This is a genomic window from Streptomyces sp. NPDC001407, from assembly GCF_042895325.1.
Lineage (GTDB): Bacteria > Actinomycetota > Actinomycetes > Streptomycetales > Streptomycetaceae > Streptomyces.
The window spans coordinates 180660-195643 of sequence record NZ_JBIAWF010000002.1 but is presented as its reverse complement, the minus strand read 5'-3'; the positions used below and the strand labels follow the sequence as shown (position 1 = coordinate 195643).

General features: G+C 70.5%; 17 protein-coding genes and 1 pseudogene. 10 read left to right on the top strand and 8 right to left on the bottom strand.

Annotated features, from left to right (window positions below):
• Window positions 1-11 precede the first annotated feature (11 nt).
• From ACFY1P_RS04375 to ACFY1P_RS04360, 4 genes are all read left to right on the top strand, one after another.
• Window positions 12-761 (top strand): SOS response-associated peptidase, encoded by a 750-nt coding sequence (locus ACFY1P_RS04375; RefSeq protein WP_361520468.1) that lies wholly within the window; start codon window positions 12-14, stop codon window positions 759-761.
• Between the two features lie 309 nt (window positions 762-1070).
• Entirely contained in the window at window positions 1071-1769 is a 699-nt protein-coding gene (locus tag ACFY1P_RS04370) for a hypothetical protein (protein ID WP_390749652.1), read from the top strand.
• 25 nt (window positions 1770-1794) lie between these two features.
• A complete protein-coding gene (locus tag ACFY1P_RS04365; RefSeq protein WP_390749651.1) occupies window positions 1795-2415 on the top strand; it encodes a hypothetical protein in 621 nt (206 codons plus the stop codon).
• Window positions 2416-2553: 138 nt separating this feature from the next.
• Window positions 2554-3558, top strand: coding sequence for an alpha/beta hydrolase (locus ACFY1P_RS04360; protein ID WP_390749650.1), 1005 nt, complete (start codon window positions 2554-2556; stop codon window positions 3556-3558).
• Between the two features lie 71 nt (window positions 3559-3629).
• Here the strand turns inward: ACFY1P_RS04360 and ACFY1P_RS04355 are convergent, their stop codons facing one another.
• From ACFY1P_RS04355 to ACFY1P_RS04345, 3 genes are all read right to left on the bottom strand, one after another.
• Window positions 3630-4409 (bottom strand): alpha/beta fold hydrolase, encoded by a 780-nt coding sequence (locus ACFY1P_RS04355; protein WP_361520457.1) that lies wholly within the window; start codon window positions 4407-4409, stop codon window positions 3630-3632.
• 103 nt (window positions 4410-4512) lie between these two features.
• On the bottom strand, window positions 4513-5454 hold the full coding sequence (locus ACFY1P_RS04350) for a DJ-1/PfpI family protein (RefSeq protein ID WP_361520454.1): 942 nt from the start codon (window positions 5452-5454) through the stop codon (window positions 4513-4515).
• 52 nt (window positions 5455-5506) lie between these two features.
• Complete coding sequence (locus ACFY1P_RS04345; protein ID WP_361520450.1) at window positions 5507-5656, bottom strand: hypothetical protein; 150 nt, start codon at window positions 5654-5656, stop codon at window positions 5507-5509.
• On the opposite strand from ACFY1P_RS04345, the gene ACFY1P_RS04340 reads away from it, so the two are divergent.
• The 3 genes and pseudogenes from ACFY1P_RS04340 to ACFY1P_RS04330 all read left to right on the top strand — a co-directional run bounded on the left by ACFY1P_RS04340 (window position 5655) and on the right by ACFY1P_RS04330 (window position 8446).
• Window positions 5655-6014 (top strand): alpha/beta fold hydrolase, encoded by a 360-nt coding sequence (locus ACFY1P_RS04340; RefSeq protein ID WP_390749649.1) that lies wholly within the window; start codon window positions 5655-5657, stop codon window positions 6012-6014. The genes ACFY1P_RS04345 and ACFY1P_RS04340 overlap by 2 nt on opposite strands.
• A 345-nt stretch (window positions 6015-6359) precedes the next feature.
• Window positions 6360-6818, top strand: a complete 459-nt coding sequence (locus tag ACFY1P_RS04335) for an SdrD B-like domain-containing protein (protein ID WP_390749648.1) — start codon at window positions 6360-6362, stop codon at window positions 6816-6818.
• Between the two features lie 196 nt (window positions 6819-7014).
• Window positions 7015-8446 (top strand): annotated as a pseudogene (locus tag ACFY1P_RS04330) (NF041680 family putative transposase).
• 114 nt (window positions 8447-8560) lie between these two features.
• Here the strand turns inward: ACFY1P_RS04330 and ACFY1P_RS04325 are convergent.
• A complete protein-coding gene (locus ACFY1P_RS04325) occupies window positions 8561-9037 on the bottom strand; it encodes an SRPBCC family protein (RefSeq protein WP_390749647.1) in 477 nt (158 codons plus the stop codon).
• A 231-nt stretch (window positions 9038-9268) separates the two neighbouring features.
• Window positions 9269-9619, bottom strand: coding sequence for a nuclear transport factor 2 family protein (locus tag ACFY1P_RS04320; RefSeq protein ID WP_390749646.1), 351 nt, complete (start codon window positions 9617-9619; stop codon window positions 9269-9271).
• 119 nt (window positions 9620-9738) lie between these two features.
• On the opposite strand from ACFY1P_RS04320, the gene ACFY1P_RS04315 reads away from it, so the two are divergent.
• Both ACFY1P_RS04315 and ACFY1P_RS04310 read left to right on the top strand, forming a co-directional pair.
• On the top strand, window positions 9739-10050 hold the full coding sequence (locus ACFY1P_RS04315; RefSeq protein ID WP_390749645.1) for a helix-turn-helix domain-containing protein: 312 nt from the start codon (window positions 9739-9741) through the stop codon (window positions 10048-10050).
• A complete protein-coding gene (locus tag ACFY1P_RS04310; protein WP_390749644.1) occupies window positions 10022-10288 on the top strand; it encodes a hypothetical protein in 267 nt (88 codons plus the stop codon). The genes ACFY1P_RS04315 and ACFY1P_RS04310 overlap by 29 nt, the downstream gene beginning before the upstream one ends.
• Window positions 10289-10334: 46 nt before the next feature.
• Here the strand turns inward: ACFY1P_RS04310 and ACFY1P_RS04305 are convergent, their stop codons facing one another.
• Window positions 10335-11114 carry an NAD(P)H-dependent oxidoreductase gene (locus ACFY1P_RS04305; protein WP_361520414.1) on the bottom strand — a complete coding sequence of 260 codons (780 nt, stop codon included), beginning with the start codon at window positions 11112-11114 and terminating at the stop codon, window positions 10335-10337.
• Between the two features lie 138 nt (window positions 11115-11252).
• Here ACFY1P_RS04305 and ACFY1P_RS04300 point away from each other — a divergent pair, with 138 nt between their 5' ends.
• On the top strand, window positions 11253-12101 hold the full coding sequence (locus ACFY1P_RS04300; protein WP_390749643.1) for a helix-turn-helix transcriptional regulator: 849 nt from the start codon (window positions 11253-11255) through the stop codon (window positions 12099-12101).
• Between the two features lie 122 nt (window positions 12102-12223).
• On the opposite strand, the gene ACFY1P_RS04295 is transcribed toward ACFY1P_RS04300, so the two are convergent.
• Together ACFY1P_RS04295 and ACFY1P_RS04290 are read right to left on the bottom strand one after the other, a co-directional pair.
• Window positions 12224-14020 carry an ABC transporter ATP-binding protein gene (locus tag ACFY1P_RS04295; protein ID WP_390749642.1) on the bottom strand — a complete coding sequence of 599 codons (1797 nt, stop codon included), beginning with the start codon at window positions 14018-14020 and terminating at the stop codon, window positions 12224-12226.
• On the bottom strand, window positions 14017-14973 hold the full coding sequence (locus tag ACFY1P_RS04290; RefSeq protein WP_390749641.1) for a JmjC domain-containing protein: 957 nt from the start codon (window positions 14971-14973) through the stop codon (window positions 14017-14019). The genes ACFY1P_RS04295 and ACFY1P_RS04290 overlap by 4 nt, the downstream gene beginning before the upstream one ends.
• Window positions 14974-14984: the final 11 nt, after the last annotated feature.

The following is a 14984-nucleotide window of genomic DNA, read 5'->3' as shown; positions in this document are numbered from 1 at the left end:
GGTAGGGAGTCATGTGCGGCCGATACGTCTCCACTCGCAGCCCGCAGGATCTGGCCGGGCTGTTCGAGGTCACCCGCTGGGATCCGCGGGAAACCCTCGCGCCGAGCTGGAACGTGGCTCCGACCGATCAGGTGTGGTCCGTGCTGGACCGCCCCGAGCGTGCGACGGGCGAGGTGGTGCGGCAGCTGAGGCCACTGCGCTGGGGGCTGGTGCCGTCGTGGGCGAAGAGCGTGGACGTGGGGGCGAAGATGATCAACGCGCGGGTGGAGACCGTCGGGGAGAAGCCCGCCTACCGCCGGGCGTTCGCCAAGCGCCGCTGCCTCCTGCCCGCGGACGGCTTCTACGAGTGGCAGACGGCCTCGGCCACCGGCAAGGCCAAGACGTACAAGCAGCCCTACTTCATCAGCCCGGAGGACGGCGGGGTGATGGCGATGGCGGGTCTGTACGAGTTCTGGCGTGACTCCGCGGTGGCGGCGGACGACGACCCGGCGGCCTGGTGGACGACCTGCACGATCATCACCACCGAGGCCACCGACGCGGCCGGGCGCATCCACCCCCGCATGCCGCTGGCCGTCGCCCCGGCCGACTGGGACACCTGGCTCGACCCCGCGCACCAGGACCCGGACGAGCTCCGCGCCCTGCTGACCGCACCCGCCGACGGCCACCTGGATGCCCGCGCGGTGTCGACGGCCGTCAACAGCGTGCGCAACAACGGGCCGCAGCTCCTGGACGACGCGGCCGGCGATCAGGCCGGCGGCTGAGTGACCGAAAGGGATGGCGGTGGCCGCTGCCTGACCGTGTCCGAAACTTTTCGGTCACATTGCAGGGCCCGGACTGGTGAAAACGGAACCCATCCCTGGTCCACGGCCCCGAGCCGGTGAGCTGTGCGGTACGCAACTCCCTTGGCGCAAATGGTGGTTGCTGTCGGCCGCGGTCGCGTCTGGCCGATTCGCTCCCGCGGGGGTCGACGCGTCACACGTGGTCTCCCTAGCTTGCTGGTGGCCGGATCGCATCGTGAGGGTCCGGCAACGGAAGTGCACGGCAGCACCTCAAGGGGGACCATGCGTAAGGTGAATGCACGTCGGTATGCGGTCGCCTCGGCGGCCCTCGGTCTCGCGGCCGGGCTGTTCGCGGCGGCGCCGGCCTCCGCGACGGCAGCGGCGCCCTCCGCTCATGGCTCGTCCGGGGACGTGGAGTTCTCCGTCTTCGACAACGGATCCGGAATTCCGAGAGATTCCTCGTTCCGGCTGGCCGACCTGGGCCGGCACGGGATTCCGGATTCCGCGGTGAAGCAGCTCGGCGCCGGGAAGACACCCCGTACCGCCGGGACGGAGAGCGAAATGCTCAGCGGCCCCGACGACCTGGTGGGGCAGTGGAAGGACCGCGACGGCTGGACCGTCTACATGCGGCGGGGGTACTACGACCCCGCCAGGGACAAGGGCTTCGGGCTCACCAAAATAGAACAGAAGCACAACCTCACCATGAAGGCCGTCGAAGCCACCACGAAGTACCCGCGCCCGGGAGCCGCGGGGAAGCAGAAGTTCGCCGGGTATCCGGACACCTGGAACTACTTCACCGACGTGCTGCACGTGAAGTGCAGCGGCTGGTGGATCTTCAAGACCTGCCGCGTCGACCAGGTCCAGGCCGTCCGCGCGGGAGTAGACTTCAGCGCCAAAATCCCGATGCTGCCCAAGGGTGTCATCACCGCCTACTGCGAGGGCGTGCAGGGGCGTTGTCCCGACTGGGTCAAGAACGCCATCAACATCTGATCCACCCGCCAGGAGGGCCCTCCCGATGAGCCGACGTCCCATCCGGCCGTCCCGCACACTGCCCGCGGCCGAGTGGTGGGCGCCGTTGCTCGTCGACCTGGGTGCCGTTCAGCGCGGGAGCGCCGAACTCGGCCTGTGCGTCCGGAACGTCGACCTCACCACCGGCCGCGCACAGGTGACCGTGCAATGGCCCGGCGTCCCCGCCGCCCCCCTCCTGCCCGACCCCGAGGCCGGCCGCGACGCGCTTCTGCAGTCGATCGCCGCGGTCGGCCCCGCCCGGCTCGCCGACGACGAGCCGGCGGACTCCACGTCCTCACCGCTCGCCGGCCACGGTTGGCTGCTCGACGAGCTCGGGCGGCGGAGCGACGCCTGGTACGCGTATCTCGCCGAACCGGTCGAGCTGCTCCGAGTGGAGACCGACGGCTGGCGGACCACGGACGTCGCCGTGGGACGCACCTCGCGCGGAGACGTGGTGGAGGTCCGTGTCCCGCTTGCCGGGCTGGGGGCCGACGGCATGGACGTCGGCCTCACCTACACCATCGTCGAGCGCGCCGTGACCGTCGTGGCACACGGCCTCCGGCCGTCCGGCTCGGTGCAGGGCCGGCCCACCTTCTCCACCGGCCTTCCGGGCGACGAATCAGGCTAGAGCCCGGCCGGGCCACCCCGGGGCCGTCGCGGGTGATTGACTACGCCGCATGGATCTCGCGCGGATATCCCCTGTACGCACGGACGACCTCCCGGGCCGTTCCGTCCGGTGTCACCTCGCCCGGTGGGGCGGTCTGTCATGAGCGACGGTGGTGTGCCGCCGGAGCCCTACGGGTCCGCGCCTCCGATCGACCCCGAACTGCGGGACGCGCTGGCAGCTTTGGGGGAAGGGGCGAGGGAGCCGCTCACCCCCGAGAACCTCGCCGCCCGGCAGGAGCGGGACGCCGCGGCCCGGCCCAGGCCGACGCTCCGCGACCTCCGGGCCGACGGCCGGTTCGAGGTGGACGAGCTGCGCGTGCCGGGAGCGCCGGACGGGCCGGACATCACGCTCGTGAGCGCACGGCCCGCCGGGGTCGCGGGCCCGTTGCCGCTGCTGTACTACATGCACGGCGGCGGAATGATCATGGGCAACGCGTGGTCCGTACTCCCGCAGCTGCTGCGGCAATGGGCTCTCCCGCTGGAACTGGCCGTCATCTCCGTCGAGTACCGGCTGGCGCCCAGGACGCGCTACCCCGGCCCGGTGGAGGACTGCTACGCCGGGCTCCTCTGGGCAGCCGAGCACGCGGCCGAACTGGGCATCGACGCGCGTCGCATCGCCATCGGCGGAAAGAGCGCCGGCGGCGGGCTCGCCGCCGCTCTCGCCCTGCTCACCCGTGACCGGGGCGGGCCCACCCCGATCGGGCAACTGCTCCTGTGCCCGATGCTCGACGACCGCAACGACACTTTCTCCAGCCACCAGATGGCCGGCATCGACCCCTGGGACCGGGTCTCCAGCGCCACCGCGTGGCAGGCTCTGCTGGGCGACCGCTACGGCGCCGCGGACCTGCCGCCCTACGCGGCACCGGCCCGCGCCACGGATCTGTCCGAGCTGCCTCCGGCGTACATCGAGGTCGGGTCGGCCGAGACTCTCAGGGACGAGGCCGTGGCTTACGCCAATGCGCTCTGGCGGGCCGGTGGACAGGCCGAACTGCACGTATGGCCCGGGGCCTTCCACGGCTTCGACACCCTCGCCCCAGGGGCAGCCATCAGCCAGGACGCGCGCGAGGCCCGTACCCGCTGGCTTCGGCGCCTCCTCATGCGGTAGAGCGAGGGCCGAGCCGGTGCGGCGGGCCGGGGGCGGGACTTCCGCTCAACGTCGCCCCCACGCCGCCGAAGTCAGCAACGGCCGAGGAAGTCGAGTACGAGCGGTGTGGCAATGGCGCGGAACTCCTCGAAGTAGGCGTGCCGCGCCTGAGGGATGATCACCATCGAGGCCCCGGGGATGCGGTCCGCGAGCAGGTGGGCGTTCGCGGTGGGGTTGAGGAGGTCGTCGCCGCCGTGCAGCACCAGCGTGGGAGCCTCGATTCCGGGCAGTGCGTCCCACATGTCGTGCCGGTTGCTCGCGGTCAGGTGCTGCCGTCGCGCACGGGCCGACATGGTGGGGTCGCCCAGGGTGCCGTACGGGCCGGGGTGGGTCGCCAGCCATGCGGGGGTGTACATCAGTTGAAGCAGCGCCTGCCGCACCGCGGCGGGGTCCGGGCCGGCCAGCGAGCGGCGGACCTCGTCGCCGCGTTCGACGCTGTGGTGCCCGCCGGGTGAGGTGCAGCCGAGCACCAGTGAGCGGACGCGCCGGGGGTGGTGAACGGCCAGGCTCTGGGCCACGCGTCCGCCCATGGACGTGCCGTAGACGTCCGCGCGGTCGATGCCGAGCTCGTCGAGCACGGCGATCACGTCCTCCGCGAACTGTTGGGTGGACGACGGCGTTTCGGGGGCGTCGCTCGCGCCGGTGCCTCGGTAGTCGATCGTGATGGTGCTGCGGGTGGCGTGGAAATCCTCCCGTATTCCGTCCCACCACCGGTGGCTGTTCGCCTGACCGGCGAGCAGGACGAGCGGGGCTCCGTCGCCCTGGAGCTGATAGGCGATGCGCACCCCGTCAGGGGTCGTGGCGTACGGCACTGCGAGTCCTTTCGAGTCGGCACGGATGGTCGGCGTCCGCTGACCCTCACGCGTACATCATCTACGGCGGCAGGCTGGACCACCCCCGGGCCAGGAACGCACGTCAGCCGCGTCGGAAGGCGCGGCGGTAGGCAGTAGGGGTGGTGCCCACGCTGTCATGGAAGCGGGCGCGCAGGTTGGTGCCGCTGCCCAGTCCGCATTGGGCGGCGATCTGCTCGACGCCGAGGTCGGTGACTTCGAGGAGCTCCCTGGCGTGGTTCACACGAGCGGTGAGCAGCCACTGATGAGGGGTGACGCCGGTTTCCTGACGCCACATGCGTACGAGGGTGCGGGTGGAGACGCGTGCGTGCCGGGCGAGGACGTCGAGGGTGAGGGTGTCGTCGAGGCGGCGCAGCGCCCAGTCGCGCGTGTCCGTGAGTGTGTGTGCCGTGGGGGCGGGCAGGCTCCGCACGATGTACTGGGACTGGCCGCCCTCGCGATGGGGTGCGGCGACGAGTTCGCGGGCTATCCCGTTGGCGACGGACGAGCCGAGATCCTTGCGGACGATGTACAGACACAGGTCGATGCCCGCCGTGACCCCGGCCGAGGTCAGCAGCGGATCGTCGTCGATGTACAGGACGTGCCTGTCGACGCGCAGGGAGGGGTAGAGCTCTTCGAGGTCGTCGGCGCTGGCCCAATGAGTGGTCACCGTACGGCCGTCGAGGAGTCCGGCGGCGGCGAGGGCGAAGGCGCCGGTGCAGATGGACGCGATCCGCGCACCCCGGCTGAAGGCCATCTTCAGGGCTGTCGTGACCTCCGGTTGTGGGGCGCATCGGTAGTCCCAGTAGCCCGGGACGACGATCGTGTCCGCGCGGCTCAACGCCGTCAGGCCGGCGGTGGCACTGATGGTGAAGCCGGTGCTGGTGGTGACGCTGCCGCGGGTGGCTCCGCAGACGGTCAGCTCGTAGGGCGTGTCGGGTCGCGGATTGAAGATCTGGGTGGGGATCCCCAGGTCGATCGGGAGAACGCCCGGCAGCGCCAGGACGGCGACGCGGTGAGAAGCCATGCCACGAATGTTACGGACGCGGTTTTCGGTACCTGTGCCGCTGTCCCGAAAGTTACGAGCCGTGGCACAGGAGCCAGTGGCCGGCGGGCTGATCGCGGACGACGATCGAGTGCATGAGCAGCACGGTCTCGGGGCCGTGGCTCACGTCGGTGCGACGCGAGAGGGCGTCCGGCACCGGCCTACGCAAGGACACGACCGCCATGACCACGAACGCTCCCACCGGCCGGTACTTCGACGTCGAGGAGGGCCAGGTCTATGCCCACGTCCGCGAAGGGGACGGGCCGGCCCTGGTCTTCCTGCATTACTGGGGCGGCTCCCACCGCACGTGGAGGCCGGTGATCGAGAGGATCGGCCCGTCGCATGCCTTCGTGGCCCACGACCACCGCGGGTGGGGAGAGTCGACCGGTGTGCCGGGTCCGTACGGCATGGAGCAGCTCGCCGACGACGCGCAACGTGTCATCGAGTCGCTGGAATGCACCGACTACGTCGTCGTCGGCCACTCGATGGGCGGCAAGGCCGCCCAGGTGCTCGCCGCGCGCCGCCCGTGGTCTCGCTCGTAGAGGGTGCTGTGTCGTTTGGCGGTTCTGCCCGCGTCGTGGCGGGTGGCGGGATTCCGGTTCCTGGAGCCGGGCGGTCGTCCGGGGCCGGAGCAGCTGAGTTCGGGCACACGGGCTGGGCAGGGAAGGTGGGGGACGGAGGTGTCGGAACCCGCGCGGGACACGGGTCGGCGCGAGGATGGCACCGGGGCGGGTGGCCTTCTCCCAGGGCTTGCGGCGGTCGGTCGTAGCCCGTGTCCATCACCACCAGGACGTCTCTGTCGCCGGGCTGTTCCCGGCTGGCCGAGGAGTGCTCTCCCGTCATCGCCGGGAAGCGTGCGTGTCCTTCGCCCTCTCGCAGCGTTAATCATGATTATGAAGATCCGAAATTTCGCTGTCCTGCTTGCGGCTTGTCTGCTGCCGAGTGCTCCCGTGCACGCCGCTGACCGATCCGGGTTCCAAGCCCAGGCGCCGCTGGCAGCTCTTGGCGGTACCGCCTGGCGCGACGAGAATCGGAACGGCGTGCTTGACGGCGGCGAACCGGGTGTGCCCAACGTGGCGGTAACCGTCCTGGACCGGCAAGGCGCCGTTGCGCATCGGGCGACGACGGGTTCTGATGGCCGGTGGCTGGTCATCGATGTGTCTTTCGATAGCAGCTACCGGGTGTGCTTCGACGCCGGGCCCGGTCTCACGCCCACCGTTCAGGACGCACCCGGCTCAACACGCGAAAATGCATCCCGTATCGACAGCACTGGCTGTACCGCGATGATGTCTGTGACCGCCGGTCAAGTGGACCTGCACATTTCCGCTGGCTACATCGTCGGGTAGCAGCCAGGACCCCGCTTTGCCTGTGTATGGCGCGGGCAGCCACGACTCAAGGAATGCGGTTTCTTGTCCTTCAGTGACCATCCAACACACAGCGTGATGGATGGTCACTGGGTTGGGTGATCGCCGGGCATTGAGGCGACCTTCTTGGTTCTGAACTCTGCTACGAGATGAAGGTGTTCACAAGAAAGGCCGTGGAATGAGGGTGCTGGAACGGGGTGACGTACGGGACGCGTTCGTGGAGCTGTCACGCTTTCGGACGGGCTTCTACGGGTGTCTGTCCAGGCGGGCGGATGCGTTCTTCGAACTGGCTGACGCGCTGCTGTGCGCGGACGGGCCAACTCGGACGCCTGTGGAGCTGTCGCTGTTCCCCGAGCACCAGCGCGGCTACGGTTCTCTGTACGGGGCCTTGAACCACGGCCGTCTCGATATCGATGTCTTACGCGACCTGCTGATATCCCTGCCCATGCCACGGTTCGGCGGGCGGATCGTGCTCACCGTGGACGTCTCTCCGTGGCTGCGCTCGAACGCGGCCTGTTCGCCGGAGCGGCTGTTCTGCCACGTCCACGGCCGCTCCAAAGCGGCCGCGCAGATCATCCCGGGCTGGCCCTACTCCTTCGTCGCCGCGCTCACCCCAGACCGCACCTCATGGACCGCGGTGCTGGACACGGTCCGTCTCGGACCCGAAGACGATGCGATCGCGGTGACCGCCCACCAGCTCCGGCAGGTCGTGGAACGCCTGGTCCGTGCGGGCCAGTGGAGCGACGGGGACCAGGACATGCTGGTGGTGATGGACGCCGGCTACGACGTGATGCGCCTGGCCTGGCTCCTGTCCGACCTCCCGGTTGAGCTGGTCGGACGCCTGCGCTCCGACCGGGTCCTGCGGCTGCCGAAGCCGCCGCGCGTTTACGAGCCGAGGGGCGGCCGGCCACCCAAGCACGGACCGGAGTTCCGCCTGGCGAAGCCGGAGACCTGGCCCGAGCCCGCCGTGGTGACCCTGAACGACACACCCCGCTACGGCAAGGCCGAGGCCCGCGCGTGGGACCGGGTCCACCCCCGGCTCACCCACCACTCGGCCTGGATCGACCTGGACGGCGAACTCCCCCTGGTCGAGGGCACGCTGATCCGCCTCAAAGTCGATCACCTGCCTGGTGACCGTGACGCACCACCCGTCTGGCTGTGGTCCTCCGCCACCGGAGTGAGGCCGGCCGACGTTGACTTCATCTGGTCGTGCTACCTGCGGAGATTCGACCTGGAGCACATATTCCGCCTGTTCAAGCAGTCCCTGGGCTGGGCCCGGCCGCGGCTACGCAACCCGCAGGCGGCCGACGTGGATCGTCATCGTCGCGCACACCCAGCTTCGCCTCGCCGTCCCTCTCGCCACCGACCAGCGCAAGCCCTGGGAGAAGATCACCCGCACCGGCACCGCGCTCACTCCGACCCGCGTCCGGCGGGGGTTCAGGAACATCCGCCCCCGCCTCGGCAGTCCGGCCCGTGCACCCAAACCCACCCGGCCGGGACCAGGACGGCCATCCGGCTCCAAGAACCGGCACCCCGCCACCCGCTACGACGTGGGCAAGACCGTCAAACGCCCTGAGACACTCGTCGCTCTGCGTGACAGCCGACGATAAGGAACAAGCTCAGCTTGTTGTCCAATGCCTCCGTCGCTTCAGTCCGAGAGCCCTCACGAGTGAGCTTGAGCCACATCAGCGCCTCGGGGTAATTCCTCCTGATCATCAAGGCCCTCACGTGTCGGAGACAAGCTCGGCCAGGTGGTGCAGCGAGTTGGGGAGATGCTCAGGGCCGAACGGCGGGAACCGGAGGTACTCCCGGATGGACTGCGGCACCGCCGACCAGTCGTAGGTGAGCGTTACTTCGGTTTCGGACGGACCGATCGGCGCGAGGTCGTAACGCCACATCCAGCCGCCGAACTCCAGGTGACCGCCGCCCTTGTCCTGCCCCGTCAACCAGCCGATGGCGCGCGGCGGGTCGAGCACCTGGACCTTGTTGACCACCTGATAGTCACCATCCGGATGGTTGGCGTGATACATGTCCATCCGGAAAACCTGTCCCACCTCGGTCAGCGGCGCCCGGTCGACAGCTTCCTGAACCCAGCCGGTGCCGTCGATCGCGGAATGGGTCGTCGGGTCGGCCAGCACGGCGAACACCTGCGCGGCGGGCGCAGCGACAGTCAGGGTGGCGCTCACGTTCTCCTGCTCCACGGTGTGCACGCTCCTTCATTTCACGTTTCGAGGGCCGGGAAGGCAGTCTCACTCATCCACATCGTGCGACACGCCACCGCGATCGGACCGTGACCGGCACTCGTCGTGGCGCACTGTCTCCTCTTCGCGCCGTGCGGGGAGCGGATGCTTCGGTCCGGGCGGGCTTCCTCTACGAACCCTCGGCCGGCACGGCCGGAAGCGGCAGGATGACCTCCTACCCGCGCGGCGTCGTCATGCCGGCACCTTGTCCAGGAAACCGCGCACGTCCTGGATCCGGCCTGACTCGTCCAGCACCAGGACGTCGAATCCGATCACCAGCGGCTCGGCTCCCTCCGGACCCAGGCCCCAGCGGAACCGCACCTGGCGATGGTGGGCGTCGGCCTCGCCGACCTGCGTGAACACAAACCCCGGAAACTGCGCCTGGACGCCGTCGACGACCGCGGCGATCCCCTCGTGGCCGGAGACCTCGGCCACCGGATCGGTGTAGGCCGCTTCGGCCGACCAATGCTCGGAGAGCAACGCCGCTCGCTCGTCCCCGGCCGCGTTCCAGGTGGCCAGGTACTGCTGGACGATGTCCTTCATGTTCATTTCTCCCGTTCGGCTCGATCGGCTGATGTCCGGAATCCTGGCCCGGGCCGCACGTCCGATCCATGACCTCACAGGTCATGGCACTCCGGACACGGCCCCTTAGACTCACGGACATGACCATTGCAGCCGAAGTCCCGTCTGTCGGCGCACTGCTGCGGACCTGGCGTGAACGACGCCGCTTCAGCCAGCAGGAGCTGTCCAACCGGTCGCGGGTCTCCACCCGGCACCTCAGCCGGGTGGAGACCGGCAAGGCGCACCCGACACCGGAGATGCTCATGCACCTCTCCGACAACCTGGATGTGCCGCTGCGGGATCGCAACCGGCTCCTGCTGGCCGCCGACTACGCGCCGCGCTATCGGCAATCGGGCGGAGTGGGGCAGCCATCTGCTGCGGCAGGTGAGCCATCGTGCCGACCGCACCCATGACCAGCGCCACCACGAGCTGGCCGCGGAGATCGCCGGGTACCTCGACGAACCCGATGCCGCCACCCTCCTCACGGGCCCGGTGATCACCCTCGAAATCGATGTGGACGGCACCCCGCTCCGGTTCTTCAGCACCTCCGCCACTCTCAGCACCGCCACCGATGCCGCCCTGGAAGGGCTGCATCTGGAGACGTTCCTGCCGGCCGACGAGGAGACCCGACGCCGGTTCGATCAGCGGTAGACCAGGCCAGAGGACTCCCGCCGGTTCGTCCTGTCCATTACCCCGGTCAGCCGCGCACGTGAAGTCCGAAACCCGTGCGGCCCGCGGGCTCCAGGCCCTCCTTCAGGTGCAGCGAGGGGATCTCGTAGTCTCCGAAGTTCTGCCGCCGGAACGCGATCGGCTCGGTCGACTCCAGGGTGAGCAGGCGCTGTTCCCAGGCCTTGGCGACGTCCGGGTAGTTCTCGCCGGTCATCCGGTCGGTGCCGTACAGCACGAACGGTGGCAGTGCCTCGATGCCCGGGTAGTAGAGGATGCCGTGGTGGATCGGGAACAGCAGGTCGTCGATGGGGCCGTTGATGCCGCGAGCCGAGTAATGCGACTCCAGGCCGCCGACGGTCACCGACAGCAGAGCTTTCCTGCCCGCGAGGGTTCCCTCGCCGTAACGCTCGCCGTACCTGGTGTCGTTGTGCTCGCCGACGCCGTACGCGAAGTGGTAGGTGAACACCCGGTCCACCCAGCCCTTGAGGATCGCGGGCATGGTGTACCACCACAGCGGGAACTGGAAGATGATGGTGTCGGCCCACAGCAGCTTCTCCTGTTCGGCGAGGACGTCGGGGGTGAGCGTCCCGGCGTCGAAGGCCCGGCCCGAGTCCCGGGCGACCCTCAGCGGAGTCGAGGCCGCGGGGCCGTAGTCCGCGGCGTCCACGACCGCCTTCCAGTTCATCGCGTACAGATCACTCACCCGCACCTCGTGCCCGGCGCTCTCCAAGGTGGTCACCGCGAGGTCCTTCAGCGAGCTGTTGAGCGACTTCGGCTCCGGGTGGGCGTAGACGATCAGCGTCTTCATGGGAACTCCTTGGGATGGGATGCCGCTCATCCTGGGCGCCGCCGCGCCCGGCGTTCAGGGGCGCCGCTTCCATCGGACGGGACTTCCTGGTACTGGCAGGACCACCTTCGGGGGTGTCACCGAGGCCATACTGGGGGCATGGACGATCTTGCGGGCTTCCTGCGGACGCGGCGTTCCCGGGTCGACCCGGCGGCCGTCGGCATAGCCACCGACAGCCGCCGCCGGGTCGAAGGGCTGCGCCGCGAAGAGGTCGCGCACCTGTCCGGAGTCAGCTTCGACTACTACGTACGCCTGGAGCAGGGCCGTGCGACCCAGCCCTCCGAGCAGGTCCTCGACGCGCTCGCCCGCGTCCTCGGCCTCGACGAGACCGAACGTGAGCACCTCGGCCGGCTCGCCCGGCAGCGCCACCGCCGAGCGAAGGCGCCGGGCGGGCGGGTCCGGCCGGAGCTGCTGCGCGTCCTCGACCTGGTCGTCGGCGCACCCGCGCTGATCGTGGACCACCGCCTGGACGTGCTCGCCGGGAACCGCCTCGCCGGGCTCCTCTTCGGCCGCCCGATGCCGGGCCTGAACACCGCCCGGCACATCTTCCTCGAGGAGGCCGAGCGCGATTTCTACGCGGACTGGGAGAAATGCACCCTCGACGTGGTCGGGCACCTCCGCCTGGCCGTCGGCAAATACCCCGAGGACCCCCGCCTGGCCTCGCTCATCGGCGAACTGGCAATGAGCAGCGAGCGCTTCCGCCGCCTCTGGGCCCGCGCGGACGTGCGTGCCCGAACCCACGGCCGCAAGGCGTACCGGCACCCGCTGGTAGGACTGCTGGAACTGCACCAGGAGAACTTCGCACTGCCGGACGAATCAAGCATGGAACTCCTGGTGCTGTCCGCACCTGCCGGCAGCCCCGCCGAGGACGGGCTGCGCCTTCTCGCGGGCCTGGGCGTGGACAGCGGAGACGCGCGTCCCACGGTGAACGCTCAGGTCCGCGAGTGACTCGACGGTGCCCAACCGCCAGCCGGTGACAAAAGGGCACCCCGTGGACCGCACCGGCAGCCTCGTGCGACTGCGCGCAGAGCCGCGAAGGGCCTCCTCCGGCCCACGCCGCGGCCCTTCACTCACGCGTGGTCCAGCAACTGCGTCCGGACCAGCCGCGCGTAGAGCTCGTCCCCGGTGAGGAGTTCGCGGTGCGTGCCCGTCGCGCGGGCTCGGCCTGCTTCCAGGACCACTATCCGGCGGGCGTCCGTGACGGTGGACAGGCGGTGCGCGATCACCACGACGGTCGTCTCGCGGGCGATGTCGGCGACGGCGTCGCGCAGCGCTCGCTCGTTCTCGGCGTCGAGTTGGGAGGTCGCCTCGTCCAGCAGCAGGAGGCGGGGGCGGCGCAGGAGGGCGCGGGCGATGGCCACGCGCTGGCGCTGGCCGCCCGACACGGCCGTGCCCCGGTGGCCGAGTTCCGTGTCCAGGCCGGCGGGGAGGCGGTCGACGAGCCCGTCCAGCCGGGTCAGCCGGAGGACCGCGTCCAGTTCGGCGGGGGAGGCCCACGGCGCCGCTTGCAGGAGGTTGTCCCGCAGCGTGCCGGACAGCACGGGGGCGTCCTGTTCCACGTACCCGATGGTGGCCCGCAGTTCGGTCAGCGGCCAGTCCCGCAGGTCTCGGCCGTCGAGGAGGATCTGGCCCGCTCCGGGCTCGTAGAACCGCTCCAGCAGCGCGAACACGGTGCTCTTGCCGGCCCCGGACGGGCCGACGAGCGCGGTCAAACCGCCGGCCGGGATGTCGAGCGACAGCCTGTCGAGGACGGTGGTGTCCCGGCCCGGGTAGCCGAAGGAGACGCGCCGCAACTCCAGCGCGGAGGGCGCCGCCTGTGGTGCGGGCGGCTCCGGAGCGTGGTCCGCGACGGGCTCGACGGCCAGTGCCTCGATCTCGTCGATGCGCAGGGCGGCGGCCGCGCCTCGCTGCACCAGGCCCGCGCTCCCGGCGAGCTGGGTGAGCTGCGGGCCGATGAAGAGGACGTAGAAGAGGAACGCGACGAGCGCCGACATGGTCATCTGTCCTGTGGCCACCCGCGTGCCGCCGAACCCCAGCACGGTGAGGAAGGCCAGCCGCACGGAGAGCCCGGAGGCCACCTCGGCTGCGGCCTCCCAGCCGGCGACGCGTACGCCGCTGCGCCAGGCCCGGCGGGCGGCGTCGCGGGCGGCGGCGGTCTCCTGGCGCTCCAGGCCGTTCGCCTTGACGGTGCGGAAGGCGCCGAGCGAGCGTTCCAGCGTGGCTCCGAGTTCACCGGTGACCTGCTGGGAGGACCGGGCGGCGCGGCCGATCCGGGGCAGGGTGAGCGTGCCGATCCCGCAGACCGTGCCGATCATGGCGACCGTTGCGCCCGCGAGCACGGGATCGAGCAGGAACATCGCGGCCAGGCCGCCGAGGACCATCAGGGCGGAAGTCGCGCAGGTCGCCAGAGCCTGTCCGACGGCGGCCCGCAGCTGGGTGGTGTCGGAGGTCAGCCGGGCGACCAGGTCGCCGGGCCGCTGCCGGTCCATGTCGGCCACCGGCAGCCGCAGCACCCGGGCGGCCAGCCGCTCGCGGGTGGTGCGTACGACGCTCTCGGCCGTGCGCTCCAGGAGGTACGAGCCCGCCGTCGTGATCAGTACGGCGGCCAGCACCAGCGTGGCCAGGCCGACCGCCGAGGCGGTGGGCGAGCCACCGGCGACGAGCTGGTCGATGAGGGACTTGGCCGCCATGGGCTCGGCGAGCCCGGCCAGTCCGCCGAGGAACGCGAGCGCCGCGCCCGCCGCGAGCCGTCCCCGGTGCGGGCGCAGATGGTGCGTCAGCAGCAGGCGCAGCCCGGAGGACGGTACGGGTGGGGGTGTCGCGCGGCCGGTCGCCCGGGGGCCGAGCAGGGCTTCGGCGCTGCTCATGCGGTGCTCGCCGCCGAGTCGTGCGGTGCGCCCAGGCGTGCGGCCAGCGCGGCGATCCCCGGGTCGGCACCGAGCCCGGGGACCGCGCCCTCGGCGAGTTGCGCGCGACGTGCGTGCTCCACGACGGCCGCGGCGGTCAGCTCCGGCAATCGGGTGCGGAACCGGTAGAGGAGCAGTTCGGCGGTCGCGTGCAGGGCGTCGTCGTCCAGCGGCCGGCCAGGCAGGGGGAGCGCGTCCAGCAGCAGGCGTTGCAGGGAGGCGAACAGCTGTTGCGTGCCCACCTCCCGGATCGTGAGCGAGAGATGGGAGGAGAGTCCCTCGCTGCCCACCGCCTGGTGGGCGAAGCCGCGGGGGATGTAGAGCACCTCCCCGGGGCGCAGGGTGTCGTCCAGCAGGACCGGGCCGCCGTCGGCGGCCTCGCCCGGCGCCCAGTTGGGGCCTGTGGGACCGCCGCACACCGTCCAGTGCTTGCTGCCGGTGCTCTGGAGCAGCAGGACGTCGGCGTCGTCGCGGTGCAGGTCGAGGCCCTGAGCCCCTGGCGGGGTGACGAAGAAGAATGCCTCGACGCGGCGGCCGAGTTCGCCCTCCAGCCTGCGGGTCAGCTCCCGGGTGGCAGGGTGCCAGTGCTCGACGTTGCGCAGTACGACGGTGGCGCCTTCGGCGAGCAGCGCCCGTACGCGCTCCGGATCGATGTATCCGGGGGTGGTGATCCCCGAGACGGTGCGTGCCCGGGTGTAGTGGGAGGAGTTCACCGGGTCGCCCGCGCGGGCGAGTTCGAGGTGGGGCGCCCGCAGCAGTCCGCCCGCCACCGCCGTGTCGATGTCCTCCAGGGTGAGCGGGGCGGCCGGTCCGGCGCCGGGGCCGGGCTGGAAGAGGGCCGGCGTGGTGCGCCAGTGGCTTTCCAGGAAGGCGTCCGTGTCGCCCACCCAGCGGGTGAGTTCCTCCCGGTGCATGGGTCTCTTCT